6 protein-coding genes are annotated in these 14,618 nt (G+C 62.5%); 4 read left to right on the forward strand and 2 right to left on the reverse strand.

The window, feature by feature from the left end; genetic code table 11:
* Nucleotides 1-218 precede the first annotated feature (218 nt).
* On the forward strand, nt 219-8,060 hold the full coding sequence (locus QNH97_RS07415) for a retention module-containing protein (RefSeq protein ID WP_283556258.1): 7,842 nt from the start codon (nt 219-221) through the stop codon (nt 8,058-8,060).
* A gap of 262 nt (nt 8,061-8,322) precedes the next feature.
* Here QNH97_RS07415 and QNH97_RS07420 read toward each other — a convergent pair whose 3' ends face one another.
* Both QNH97_RS07420 and QNH97_RS07425 read right to left on the reverse strand, forming a co-directional pair.
* The gene (locus QNH97_RS07420; RefSeq protein ID WP_283556259.1) at nt 8,323-8,718 is read right to left on the reverse strand and encodes a YbaN family protein; all 396 of its coding nucleotides are present in this window, start codon (nt 8,716-8,718) and stop codon (nt 8,323-8,325) included.
* Nucleotides 8,719-8,726: 8 nt separating this feature from the next.
* Nucleotides 8,727-9,314: a UPF0149 family protein gene (locus QNH97_RS07425; protein ID WP_025212452.1), complete on the reverse strand. Its 588-nt coding sequence runs from the start codon at nt 9,312-9,314 to the stop codon at nt 8,727-8,729.
* Nucleotides 9,315-9,738: 424 nt separating this feature from the next.
* Here QNH97_RS07425 and recQ point away from each other — a divergent pair, with 424 nt between their 5' ends.
* From recQ to QNH97_RS07440, 3 genes are all read left to right on the forward strand, one after another.
* A complete protein-coding gene (recQ, locus tag QNH97_RS07430; RefSeq protein ID WP_283556260.1) occupies nt 9,739-11,865 on the forward strand; it encodes a DNA helicase RecQ in 2,127 nt (708 codons plus the stop codon).
* Between the two features lie 118 nt (nt 11,866-11,983).
* Nucleotides 11,984-12,418, forward strand: a complete 435-nt coding sequence (locus QNH97_RS07435) for a MarR family transcriptional regulator (protein WP_003184113.1) — start codon at nt 11,984-11,986, stop codon at nt 12,416-12,418.
* Between the two features lie 112 nt (nt 12,419-12,530).
* A complete protein-coding gene (locus QNH97_RS07440) occupies nt 12,531-14,516 on the forward strand; it encodes a FimV/HubP family polar landmark protein (RefSeq protein ID WP_283556261.1) in 1,986 nt (661 codons plus the stop codon).
* The last annotated feature ends 102 nt before the right edge of the window (nt 14,517-14,618 follow it).

Genomic DNA, 14,618 nt, shown 5'->3' on the forward strand with positions numbered 1-14,618 from the left:
AAAGTTCCATTCAAATTTTGAAACGTATGTGAAGAAGTGCTGAACGGACAGGATGAGAGGCGATTCGGGGTGACGGTTTTTTGTCATTGCGGCGAATGGCTAGCACCTCTCACTGACACGAAAGCTGGCAGATTTTCCAGATTTTCGGGTTGCCGACCTGAGTACGAATTCTTCACCCAGACAGGTGCCGACTGCGGTTGGCAACGGAGGAAATGCACATGGCAGCGCTCATCGGTACCGTCAGCAAGGTGGTAGGGCAGGTTTTCGCAGAAGCGGCCGGTGGTCTGCGGCGACCTCTGGTGGAAGGTGATCGGCTCTATGCCGGCGAACACCTGATCACCGGGGCCGAGGGCGCGGTAGCGGTGCATTTGCAGAACGGTCAGGAGTTGACCCTGGGTCGCGGAAGCAACCTGACCCTGACCCCGCAGCTGCTCGCCAACCATGCGCCTCATGTCGACACACCTGAAGCGGTGACACCGAGTGACGCGCAACTGACCGATGTGCAAAAACTGCAACAAGCCATCGCCGCCGGTGCCGACCCGACCCAGACCGGCGAAGCCACGGCTGCGGGCCCCGAGGGCGGCAACCCCGGCGGGGTGGGTGGCGGACACAACTTCGTGTTGCTGGAAGAAGTCGGCGGGGAAGTCGATCCGCAGATTGGTTTCCCCACGGCGGGGTTCAATGGGATTCCTGAGTTTCCACCTCTAGAGCTGGCGGGTGATCCGGATAACAACGGCGACGATGGCGCGGTACCGCCCGAAACACCGGACAACCCCGTGACGCTCGATGGGGTCGATGTGGAGGGGGGCGAACTGACCACCCACGAGGCCAGCCTGGCCGACGGCACCACCAGCAATCCGTCGGCGCTGGTGCAAAGTGGCACCTTCACGGTTTCTGCCCCCGATGGGCTGAGCAGCCTGAGCATCGGCGGCATCAGCGTGATCGCTGGCGGCGTGCCCGCAGGCTTTCCTCAAACCATTACCTCGGCGCTGGGCAACACGTTGACCATCACCGGCTACAACCCGGCCACCGGTGTGGTCAGCTACAGCTACACCCTGACGGACAATGAAACGCACCCTGCCGGCGGTGGGGCTAACAACATCACTGAACAGTTCCCGGTCGTGGCCGTCGACACCGATGGCGACACCGCCACGGGTACCCTGGACGTCAACATCACCGACGACGTGCCCCAGGCAATCGACGACAGTCACGCCAGCACGGCATCGGAAACCCTCGTCACGCTCACCGGCAACGTATTGCCCAACGATCATCAAGGCGCGGACCGTATTCCTGTCGGGCCCGACAGCGGGCCGATCATTGGCGGGACTTTCACCGGCACCTACGGCACCCTGGTGCTCAACCCCAACGGCACGTACACCTACACCCTGAACACCAGCGATCCACAATTTGTCGCGTTGCACGGCGGAGGAAGCGGCACCGAAACGTTCACCTACACCCTCACCGATGCCGACGGCGATACCAGCACCGCGAACCTGGTGCTGCAGGTCCACAACAACGACGATCCGGTAATCATCGACGGCCTCGACACCGAGGGCGGTGAGCTGTCATTGCAGGAGAAAAACCTCAGCGACGGCAGCAGCCCGGACGCACCGGCCCTGACCCAAAGCGGCACCTTTACCGTCACTGCGCTGGACGGTGTGCAGACCTTGAGCGTCGGCGGCATCAACGTGGTCAGCGGTGGCGTGGCGGCCGGTTTCCCTCAATCGATTACCACTGCACTCGGCAACACGTTGACCATCACCGGCTTCAACGCCGCGACTGGCGTGGTGAGCTACAGCTACACGCTGCTGGACAACGAAGCTCATCCGAATGCCAGCGGCGCCAACAGCCTGAGCGAACAGTTCGCCGTCGTCGTGACCGATGACAACGGCACCACCGCCAACGGCAACCTGGACGTGAACATCGTCGACGACTTGCCGAACGCCGTGGACGACAGCAACGCCGGTACCGCGTCGGAAACCAACCTCACCCTGACCGGCAGCGTGCTGACCAACGACACCCAAGGTGCGGACCAAGTCGCTTCAGGTCCCATCACCCCCGGCACGTTCACTGGCACTTACGGCACCCTGGTCCTCAACGCCGACGGCTCCTACACCTACACCCTCAACACCGCCGACGCCGACTTCAAAGGCCTGCACGGCGGTGGCAACGGCAGCGAAACGTTCACCTACACTCTGACCGATGCCGACGGCGACACCAGCACCGCAAACCTGGTGCTGCAGGTCCACAACAACGACGATCCAGTGATCATCGACGGCCTCGACACCGAGGGCGGTGAGCTGTCATTGCAGGAGAAAAACCTCAGCGACGGCAGCAGCCCGGACGCACCGGCCCTGACCCAAAGCGGCACCTTTACCGTGACTGCGCTGGACGGTGTGCAAACCCTGAGCGTCGGCGGTATCAACGTTGTCAGCGGTGGCGTGGCGGCCGGTTTCCCTCAATCGATTACCACTGCACTCGGCAACACGTTGACCATCACCGGCTTCAACGCCGCGACTGGCGTGGTGAGCTACAGCTACACGCTGCTGGACAACGAAGCTCATCCGAATGCCAGCGGTGCCAACAGCCTGAGCGAACAATTTGCCGTCGTCGTGACCGATGACAACGGCACCACCGCCAACGGCAACCTGGACGTGAACATCGTCGATGACTTGCCGAACGCCGTGGACGACAGCAACGCCGGTACCGCGTCGGAAACCAACCTGACCCTGACCGGCAGCGTGCTGACCAACGACACCCAAGGTGCGGACCAAGTCGCTTCAGGCCCCATCACCCCCGGCACGTTCACCGGCACCTACGGCACCTTGGTGCTCAACGCCGACGGCTCCTACACCTACACCCTCAACACCGCCGACGCCGACTTCAAAGGCCTGCACGGCGGTGGCAACGGCAGCGAAACCTTCACCTACACCCTCACCGATGCCGACGGCGATACCAGCACCGCGAACCTGGTGCTGCAGGTCCACAACAACGACGATCCAGTGATCATCGACGGCCTCGACACTGAAGGTGGAGAGCTGACGCTCCAGGAGAAAAACCTCAGCGACGGCACCAGCCCGGACGCACCGGCCCTGACCCAAAGCGGCACCTTTACCGTGACTGCGTTGGACGGTGTACAGACCCTGAGCGTTGGCGGTATCAACGTGGTCAGCGGTGGCGTGGCGGCCGGTTTCCCTCAATCGATTACCACTGCACTCGGCAACACGTTGACCATCACCGGCTTCAACGCCGCGACTGGCGTGGTGAGCTACAGCTACACGCTGCTGGACAACGAAGCTCATCCGAATGCCAGCGGTGCCAACAGCCTGAGCGAACAATTTGCCGTCGTCGTGACCGATGACAACGGCACCACCGCCAACGGCAACCTGGACGTGAACATCGTCGATGACTTGCCGAACGCCGTGGACGACAGCAACGCCGGTACCGCGTCGGAAACCAACCTGACCCTGACCGGCAGCGTGCTGACCAACGACACCCAAGGTGCGGACCAAGTCGCTTCAGGTCCCATCACCCCCGGCACGTTCACTGGCACTTACGGCACCCTGGTCCTCAACGCCGACGGCTCCTACACCTACACCCTCAACACCGCCGACGCCGACTTCAAAGGCCTGCACGGCGGTGGCAACGGCAGCGAAACGTTCACCTACACTCTGACCGATGCCGACGGCGATACCAGCACCGCAAACCTGGTGCTGCACGTCCACAACAACGACGATCCAGTGGTTATCGACGGCCTCGACACTGAAGGTGGAGAGCTGACGCTCCAGGAGAAAAACCTCAGCGACGGCAGCAGCCCGGACGCACCGGCCCTGACCCAAAGCGGCACCTTTACCGTCACTGCGCTGGACGGTGTACAGACCTTGAGCGTCGGCGGCATCAACGTGGTCAGCGGTGGCGTGGCGGCCGGTTTCCCTCAATCGATTACCACCGCGCTGGGCAACACCTTGACCATCACCGGCTTCAACGCCGCGACTGGCGTGGTGAGCTACAGCTACACCTTGCTGGACAACGAAGCTCATCCGAATGCCAGCGGTGCGAACAGCCTGAGCGAACAATTTGCCGTCGTCGTGACCGATGACAACGGCACCACCGCCAACGGCAACCTGGACGTGAACATCGTCGATGACTTGCCCACTGCTCATGCCGATTCCGCTTCGGTGGATGAGGGCGGGACGGTCAGTGGCAACGTCTTGAACAACGACGTGGGCGGCGCCGATGGGCCCGCCGCGAGCGGTGCGGTGATCGGCGTACGCGCCGGCGACGACACCTCGACCCCGGCGGTGGGCGGCCTCAACACTCAGATCAACGGGGCCTACGGCTACCTGACCCTGGATGCCAACGGCAACGCCGTCTACCACAGCAATCCGAACACCGTCAGCGCCCCCGGTGCCACCGATGTGTTCACCTACACCGTGCGCGATGCCGACGGTGATGAAAGCACCACCACCATCACCATCGATGTCCATGAAAGCTGCCTCGTCGCCGCGTCCGACCAGGAAATCAGCGTTTACGAAAAGGCCCTCGACCTGAACCAGGACGGCCAGGACCTGGCGCCCGGCACCGTCATCGGCAGCGCCCCGAATAGCACCAGCGAAACCGCCACGGGTAGTCTGGTGGGCTCGGTCAGTGGTGCCGTCGGTGCCGTGACTTTTGCCCTGGTGGGCAATGCCACCGGTGCCTACGGCCAGCTATTGCTTCATCCTGACGGGTCCTACACTTACACCTTGACCTCGCCGGCCACGACCGCACCCGCCGCCAACGACGGGCCGAACGTGTTGAGCGAAAGTTTCACCTATCAGGCCACGGACTCCCTGGGCAATACCGTCACCAATACCATCGTCATCGAGATCGTCGACGATGTGCCCAAGGCTCATTGTGATACCGCTTCGGTGGTGGAGGGCGGGACGGTCAGCGGCAATGTGCTGGACAACGACGTACTCGGCGCCGACGGCGGTGCAGTCATCGGTGTGCGCGCCGGCAACGACACGTCGAACCCCGCCACTGGCGGTCTCAACAGCCAGATCAACGGCACCTACGGCTACCTGACCCTGGACGCCAACGGCAATGCCGTTTACCACAGCAACCCGGATTCAGTCGGCGCGCCGGGCGCCACGGATGTGTTTACCTACACGGTGCGCGATGCCGACGGTGACGAGAGCACCACGACCATCACCATTGACGTGCACAACAGCTGCCTGGTTGCCAATCCCGATCAGGACATTGCCGTCTACGAAAAAGCCTTGGATCTTAACCAGGATGGCCAGGATCTGGCCCCCGGCACCGTCACGGGCAGTGACCCGGGCGCCACCAGCGAAACCGCCACCGGCAGTCTTGTCGGTTCGGTGACCGGTGCTACTGGCGCAGTGACCTTCAGCCTGGTGGGCAATGCCACGGGCGCTTACGGTCAGCTATCACTCCACCCCGATGGCTCGTACACCTACACGCTGACCTCGCCCGCCACGACGACGCCCCATGCCAACGACGGCCCGAACGTCCTGGGTGAAAGCTTTACCTATCAAGCGACGGATGCCTTGGGCAACAGCGTCACCGGCAACCTGGTGGTGAGCATCGTCGACGACGTGCCCAAAGCCGTCGCGTCCGAGCGTTCGGTGACGGCGGTGGAGATCGATTCGAACCTGCTGATCGTGCTCGACGTGTCCGGCAGCATGAAAGACGATTCCGGCGTGCCGGGGCTCTCGCGTATGGATCTGGCCAAACAGGCGATCAGTGCCTTGCTCGACAAATACGACGACATGGGCGACGTCAAAGTCCAGCTGGTGACCTTCAGCGGCAGTGCCACCGACCAGAGCGCCGTGTGGGTGGACGTGGCAACTGCCAAGACGCTGATCGCCGCGCTGAACGCGCACGGTGACACCAACTACGATGCGGCCGTGGCGATGGCCAAGACTGCGTTCGCAACCCCCGGACAACTGACCGGCGCCCAGAACATTGGTTATTTTTTCTCCGATGGCAAGCCGACCTTGGGCGAAATCGGCTCGGCGGACGAGGTCGCGTGGAAAGCCTTTCTCGATGCCAACAGCATCAAGAATTACGCCGTCGGCCTGGGCAGCGGCGCCAGAAACGTCAATCTCGACCCGTTGGCCTATGACGGCAGCACCCACACCAACACCAACGCGGTGGTGGTCACCGACTTGAATCAACTCAATTCGGTGCTCTCCGGCACCGTGCAAGGTGCGCCGGTTACCGGCAACCTGCTGGGCGAGGGTGGCTCGTTCGGCGCCGATGGCGGGTTTATCAAAAGCCTGGTGGTCGACGGCACCACGTACAGCTACAGCCCGACCGCCAACGATGGTCATGGCGCACTGACCGCCAGTGGCGGGATCAACCACGGCAGCTTCAATACCGCTACCAACACCCTGAGCATCGCCACTGACCATGACGGCACCCTGGTGGTCAACCTTGACACCGGTGCGTTCAGCTATACCTCCCAGACCGCCACCAGCACGTTGATCACCGAGAACATCGGCTACACTGTCAGCGACAACGATGGTGACCTGGCCAGTTCCAGCCTGGTGATCAAAGTCGTTCCCAACAGCCCGCCGGTGGCGATGGACGACAACATCATCACCAACGTGCTGTCGGGCAACATCGTGGTTCCTGGAGAGTTGCTGCTGGGCAATGACAGCGACGCCAACGGCGATCCGCTGACTGCTTCGCCCACCGGTTTCAACACCGGCTGGGTCGCCAAAGGGGCGGACTTCACCGGCAGCACTGGTACGGCCAGTTTCACCGGTAGCAATGTGCAGTCGATCAATCTCAATCGCAGCGCCTTCGTTGCCAATAGCGCGACCATGACGGCGGTGCTGGTGGTCAGCGGTGCGCTGGGAATGGTGTCGAACAACAACGCCAACGATGAAGACCGGCTCAACGTCACCCTCAAGCAGGGCGAAACCCTCACCCTGGATCACAACCTGGCGGGCGGTCGCATTGCCCTAGAATACTCCCTCAATGGGGGGCCATTCATTGCGATCAGCGACGGCGCTTCGTTCACTGCGGCGGCGACCGGCAACTACCAGATCCACGTCACCAACATTGCCAATGGCAGCGGCGGCAACCCCAACGGTGCGGAGAACTATCAACTGACCATGACCGTCAACTACGCCGGCGCCCAGGACAGCACACCGGATTATCACGGCACCTATACCGCCAGTGACAACCACGGCGGTAGCGACAGCGCGACGGTGGGCATCAGCTACCAGGCGGGCCACACCCTGACGGGCACCGCGGGGGACGATGTGCTGATGGCCGGCAACGGTGACAACATCCTCAATGCGGGCGACGGCAACGACATACTCAGTGCCGGCACGGGCAACAACGCCCTGCATGGCGGGGCGGGCAATGACTTGCTCTACAGCGGCACGGGCAACGATCTGCTCGACGGCGGTACGGGTAGCGACACTGCGAGCTATGCCCATGCGACTGCCGGGGTCACCGTGAACCTGGGGCTGTTGGCGGCGCAAAACACCTTGGGCGCCGGCACCGACACATTGGCGGGCATCGAAAACCTGATCGGCTCGAACTTCAACGACACCCTTACCGGTGACGGCGCGAGCAACCGCATCAACGGCGGATTGGGCAATGACGTGCTCAACGGTGGTGGCGGCGACGACTTGCTGATCGGCGGCCTGGGCAACAACACCCTCACCGGCGGCAGCGGCGCCGATACCTTCCAATGGCAGGCGGGCAACACTGGTCATGACGTGATCACGGACTTCACACCCGGCCTCGATAAACTCGACCTGTCCCAACTGCTGCTGGGGGAAAACGGCAGCGCCGCGTCCCTGGACGACTACCTGCACTTCTCCGTCACCGGCAGTGGCGCTTCGGTCACCACCAGCATCGACGTCAGCAGCATCGCGGGGGGGACGCCGAACCAGACCATCGACCTGACCGGCGTCAACCTCGCCAGCCAATATGGCGTCACACCGGGCGTGGACGGAATGATCGCGGGCGCCGATACGGCGACCATCATCAACGGCATGTTGAATGACCACTCGTTGAAGGTGGACACGGTGTGAGGTGAGCTGAAATAACAAAACCCGCGATTTCCGGTCTGGAAATGGCGGGTTTTGTTTTTCTGAAACTTGTGGGTGGATCCACAGATTTGCTGGACGCATGCATGCCTTTGTGGCGAGGGAGCTTGCTCCCGCTCGGCTGCGCAGCAGTCGTAAATTGCCTGACGCGGTGTGCCTGGAGGATTGAGTTGTTGCATCTGGGGCGGCTTCGCCACCCAGCGGGAGCAAGCTCCCTCGCCACAGGAGATCCAGGCTCGTGCCACATTCAAGGCCTGCGCAATGTCTTCTGCCTGAGGATGTAGACCGTCACCAGCACCGCACTGGTCAGCATGAACCCTCGCGCCCACGGCAGGGGCACCAGGTAGCAGGAAAAGAGGATGCTCACCCACATCAGCCCGATGGCGTAGACCTTGCCCTTGAGCGGGATGCCGTTGCCACTGAGGTAGTCGCTGATCCAGGGGCCGAGGCGGGGATGGCTCACCAGCCAGCGATAGAAGCGTGGCGAGCTGCGGGCGAAGCAGGCGGCGGCCAGCAGCAGGAAAGGAGTGGTGGGCAGTACGGGAACGAAGATGCCAATGACCCCCAGTGCCACGCTCAGCCAGCCAATGGCCAGCAGAACGTAACGCAGGATCAGCGAGCGATTGCCAATGGGCGCGTGCACCCGGTCGCTCAGTGGTGGCGCGGCTTGAGGATCGCCGGTTTCTCGTCTGGAGCGTTGCACAGCAGGTACAGGGCGGTGAGGGCTTCCGGGATCTGTACGATCATGTCGTCCATCAGGTTCGCGTCGGCGGCGATATCGGAAAACTCCGGTTGTTCGTCGAACAGGCCGGAACCCACCATGATCGGCAGCAACATTTCGCTGACTTCTTCCTCGGCGGTTTCGAACCAGGCGGCTTCGCGCAGGAACACACCTTCCATGAAGCCGATGCACCAGCCACGCAGTTCCGAATCGTCCGGGTCATCGCCCAGGTCCAGTTCGCACGGCAGCTCGAATTCTTCGTCGGAAGCCAATTGACGGGCGATGTGGGCCTTGAGGCCTACCAACGTGGCTTCGATTTCGGCGCGCTGGGCTTCGTCGCTGTAATGCGGCTCCTCGGCGAACAGGGCGTCGATCCATTCACGATCCGGCACCGTTTCGGAGCAGATCGACAGGGCGGTCAGATAGCCGTGAGCGGCCACGTAATCCAGCGCCTCTTCGTGCAGCTCATCAGCGTCGAGGAAGACTTGCAGGCGGGTCAGTTGCTCAGCGAAGGACATTACGGGCTACCTTGGGGAATAAACAATGCGGGAATTCTAGGCCTTCTTGAGCGCACAGGCCAGCCGCGTGGCGTATTTGCCTTGCCGGTAAGGGCTGGGTTGCCCCCATGCACTGGCACATATCCCCCGTGGCGAGGGAGCTTGCTCCCGTTGGGGCGCGCAGCGGCCCTGTTTTTTTGGGGCGGCTTCGCCACCCAGCGGGAGCAAGCTCCCTCGCCACGGGTTCGTGCCTTTTCCAGCTCTCGTCTCAAGCACCTCTTGTCAGCAGCGCCCTTCGCGACGAAGGCCTCGGGTATACTGCCGCGTTTTGTGATGCCCTGCGGCGTCCCCACCGGTTCGAAACGCGCACTTACGATTTGCCGGTGCGGCTTTTGTGATTCTGAACCAGCCTTGCAGGGATGTTTCGGTGATTTTTGGAGTTTCTATGCTCGAACAGGCTCAACGCGTCCTCAAGGACATCTTCGGCTACGACAGTTTCCGTGGCCGTCAGGGTGCCATTATTGAGCGCGTGGCCAGCGGCGGCGATGCCCTGGTGCTGATGCCCACCGGCGGCGGCAAGTCTTTGTGTTTCCAGGTGCCGGCGCTGCTGCGCGACGGCCTGGCGGTGGTGGTATCGCCGCTGATCGCATTGATGGATGACCAGGTCGCGACCCTTGAAGAGCTGGGCGTTGCCGCGGCGGCGCTGAATTCCACCTTGAGCGCCGAGCAACAGCGAGACCTGGCGACGCGCATCAAGCGTGGCGAAGTGAAAATGCTCTACCTGGCGCCCGAACGCCTGGTGCAGCCGCGCATGCTGGCGTTCCTGCAGAGCCTGGAAATCGCCCTGTTCGCCATTGATGAAGCCCACTGCGTGTCCCAATGGGGTCATGATTTCCGCCGCGAATACCTGCAATTGGGGCAACTGGCGGAGCTGTTCCCCGACGTGCCGCGTATCGCCCTGACCGCCACCGCCGACAAACGCACCCGTGAAGAAATCGTCGAGCGCCTGCACTTGCAGGACGCCGAGCGGTTCCTGTCGAGCTTCGACCGGCCCAACATTTTCTACCGCATCGTGCCCAAGGAGCAGCCGCGCAAGCAGTTGCTGGTCTTCCTCGCCGAGCGGCGCAGCGATGCCGGCATTGTCTATTGCCTGTCGCGCAAGAAGGTCGATGAAGTGGCGGCGTTCCTGTGCGAGCAGGGCTTTCCGGCGTTGCCATATCACGCTGGGCTGCCCAATGACCTGCGGGCTTACCATCAGAAGCGTTTCCTCAACGAGGAAGGCCTGATCATGGTGGCCACCGTGGCGTTCGGCATGGGGATCGACAAACCCAACGTGCGTTTTGTCGCTCACCTGGACTTGCCCAAATCCCTCGAGGCCTATTATCAGGAAACCGGGCGTGCCGGCCGTGATGGCTTGCCGGCCGATGCCTGGATGGCCTACGGCCTGCAAGACGTGGTGATGCTCAAGCAGATGCTGCAGAACTCCGAAGGCGACGAGCGCCACAAGCGCCTGGAGCAGCACAAGCTCGACGCCATGCTCTCGCTCTGCGAAGAAACCCGCTGCCGTCGCCAGACCCTGCTGGCCTATTTCGATGAAGACATGCCCCAGCCTTGTGGGCATTGCGACAATTGCGTCGACGGCGTGGAAACCTGGGACGCCACCGAACCGGCCCGCCAGGCGTTGTCGGCCATCTATCGCACCGGCCAGCGCTACGGGGTGGGGCATTTGGTGGACGTGTTGCTGGGCAAGGACAACGAGAAGGTCCGCAACTTCGGCCACCAACATCTTTCGGTCTTCGGGGTGGGCAAGGCCCGCACCGAGGGCGAATGGCGATCACTGTTCCGACAGCTGGTGGCCCGCGGCCTGGCCGACATCGACCTGGAAGGCTACGGCGGCCTGCGCCTGAGTGCGAGCTGCCGGCCCTTGCTCAAGGGCGAGGTCTCCCTCGAACTGCGCCGCGACCTCAAGCCGGCGACGGCGGTCAAGAGCAGCAAGAGCCAGGCCAGCCAACTGGTGCGCGGTGAAGAGCGCGATCAGTGGGAAGCCTTGCGCGCCCTGCGCCGCAAGCTGGCCGAAGAACACGGTGTGCCGCCGTACGTCATTTTCCCCGACTCGACGCTGCTGGAAATGCTCCGCAGCCAGCCTACGTCCCTGGCCGAAATGGCCCGGGTCAGTGGCGTCGGCGCGCGCAAGCTGGAACGTTATGGCGAGGCCTTCCTCCAGGTGCTCGGTGGCGAGGTCGAGGCGCCGAAAGTGGTGGCCGATGTACGCCACGAACTGATCACCCTGGCCCGCGCCGGAATGACGCCGCTGCAGATCGCCGGGCAACTGCAATGTTCTGAGAAGAACGTCTACGCGATGTTGGCCGAGGCCATCGGTAAACAGCAATTGTCCCTGGAGCAGGCACTGGACTTGCCCGAGGAGTTGATGGGCGAGGTGCAGGATGCGTTTCTGGATGGCGAAGGCGAGTTACCGCCGGTGTCGGAAATCGCCGCGCTGTTTGTCGGCCGAGTGCCTGAAGGTGTCCTGTATTGCGTCAGGGCTGCATTGCAGTCGGAATTCGAAGTTTGATCAATGAGTTACGCACCTTTAACGATTCAGTACAGGGCAAACCTTGCTTGAATCCGAAGCTCATGCTTAGCTGACTAATAATTAGTTTTTCTCTATTTCAGATCTGATGAGTTCTTATATGCCTTTAACCGATCAACACCGTTTTGGCATGCAGCTGGCGCAAATGTCTCGAGGCTGGCGCGCCGAGCTGGATCGTCGCCTGGCCGGGCTCGGCCTGTCCCAGGCGCGCTGGCTGGTGCTGCTGCACCTGGCCCGTTTCGAACAGGCGCCGACCCAGCGTGAACTGGCCCAGAGCGTCGCCGTCGAAGGCCCGACCCTGGCCCGATTGCTTGACAGCCTGGAAACCCAGGGGCTGGTGCAGCGCCAAGCCGTGGCGGAGGATCGCCGGGCGAAGAAAATCGTGCTCTGTGCGCCAGCCCGACCGTTGATCGAACAAATCGAAACCATCGCCACCCAATTGCGCCGGGAGTTGTTCGAGGGCGTCGATGAGGCGGACATGCGCGTGTGCATGCGGGTCCACGGCACGATCCTGGCCAACCTGGAAAAATCCTGAGGCACATCCCCGGCGCCAGACTTTTGAGATTCGGCGATTAGCGAACTATAACCAGTACTAGGCGTTCGTATTGGATGCGTTTCGCCCAGTCTGGTAATTGAAAGGGATGCCCATGCTTGGAAGTTTGCAGTCCACGTTGCGCAGTTGGGTCAACGTGTCGGTCGTCGTGGGGGCCCTTGGGTATTCGGCTTTGGCCTCCGCGCTGGGGCTGGGGGAGATCACGCTTCATTCCGCTTTGAACCAGCCATTGCGCGCCGATATCGCCCTGGTCGATGTGGCTGGCGTGAGTGAGGGCGATTTGTCGGCCAGCCTGGCCAACCCTGACGATTTCAGCCGTGCGGGTGTGGAGCGGGTGTTCTTTCTCAACAGCCTGCGCTTCACGCCCGTGCTGCGCGGTGAGCGCAGTTTCATTCGGGTGACCTCCAGCAAACCCGTCGAGGAACCGTTCCTCAATTTCCTGGTGCAACTCAATCAGCCCAACGGGCGTCTGCTGCGCGAATACACCGTGCTGCTCGATCCGCCAGGCACGCCGGGTATCGTGCCGGCTCGTGACGAACCCGCAGACGCTCCCCAGTCCTCGCTGGCGACCCAGGCAGCGCCTGCCATCAAGCCGCCCCCAGCGGTACAGGGCAAACGCTACACGGTCGTGCAGGGGGACAATCCTTGGGTCATCGCCAAACGCCTGCATGACGCCGGCAGCAACGCGTCGGTCAATGAGCTGATGCAAGGGATCCAGGCTCTGAACCCTGGCAGCGACCGGCTCTCCATCGGGCAGCGCTTGCTGTTGCCCGACTCGGCGGTGCTGCCAACGCCTGCTCAAGCGGCTGCCCCGGCCTCCGTCGCGTCCGACGAGCAATTGGCTGCCAGCGTGCTGCAGAACCAACAGCAACAGCAAACCATCGACGAGCTGCAGGCCCGCCTTCAGGCCCAGGACCAGGAAATTGCCGGCCAGCGCAAGCAGATCAGCGAATTGCAGACGCAACTGGCCGAGGTCATGCCTGCTTCGGTTGCGGTGCCGTCGCAGCAATCGGAGCCACCGGCACCCGTAGCGGAGACAGCCGCACCGTCAGTGACAGAACCGGTTCCAGAAGCTGAGGGCATTGACTGGCTGTGGGTAGCGGGGTTGGTGGGCCTGCTGGGTTTGCTGGTGCTGTTACTGTTGCTCCGTCGTCGGCAGCAGGAGCAGGCTGAAGTGCAGCCAATGCCCGGGCATCCCGAACCGATGCTGGAGGACGACACCGACACCTATGCCTCGACAACCGACACGAAGCAGCCCGAGGCAGCCGCGTCGTTCCATAATGGTGACGCGCCCTTGGGGGATGTGCTGGACGGCGTCGGGATCTACCTGACTTATGGGCGTTTCACCGAAGCCGCAGGGTTGCTGCGGGCCGCGTTACTGGCGGAGCCGGAGCGCACCGATCTCGGGCTTAAATTGCTGGAAGTACTGGGCAAGCAGGGCGACATCATCGGTTTCCAGGCCCAGGAACATCATCTATTGGCCCAGGGCGTTGATGCAGGAACGCTGGAGGAGATTCGTGGACGCTACCCTAAGGTCGCGGCGATCACGCCCCCTGTGGTGGCGCCGGTCGAACCGCTGGCACCGGCCTCTGTACCTGAACCTACAGGCGCACCCGGCGACGAGTTCGAGTTGGATCTTGAGGCGCTGTCCATGGAGAGCAGCTGGGACCTGACCGATGCCCCGGACAACGCCCCCGGAAAAAGTGCCGCGCCATCGCCTGCTGTCAATGCGCCCGAGGAGTTATCACTCTCGGGTTTCGACGAGGCGGACCTGCAATGGGGCGCGCCACTGGAAACCGAGTCGCTGGACGATGCTTTTCTCGACGGTTTTGCCGATGAAGAGCAGTCCCTGGAGCTGGAGTCGCTATCACTCGAACCCATGCCCCTCGAACCTGTGTCCTTCGAGGCCGTGTCCTTCAAGCCTCAGGCACCGGAGCATTCGATCAAACTGGAGCAGGCGCAGAACTGCATCGACGATGGCGATGTGCAGACCGCCATCACCCTGCTTGAAGAATTGCTCGAAGAGGGTGACGAACCCCTCAAGCAGACTGCCCGGGTGTTGCTGGCAGGGATTCGCTGAAGCTCTATCGATGGGTGTTGCTTGTGCCGGCGCTATCGCGAGCAAGCTCGCTCCCACAGTTGGGGGGGTACACCGCAAACCCCTGTGGGAGCGAGCTTGCTC

It is taken from the genome of Pseudomonas sp. G2-4 (genome assembly GCF_030064125.1).
Taxonomy (GTDB): Bacteria; Pseudomonadota; Gammaproteobacteria; order Pseudomonadales; family Pseudomonadaceae; genus Aquipseudomonas.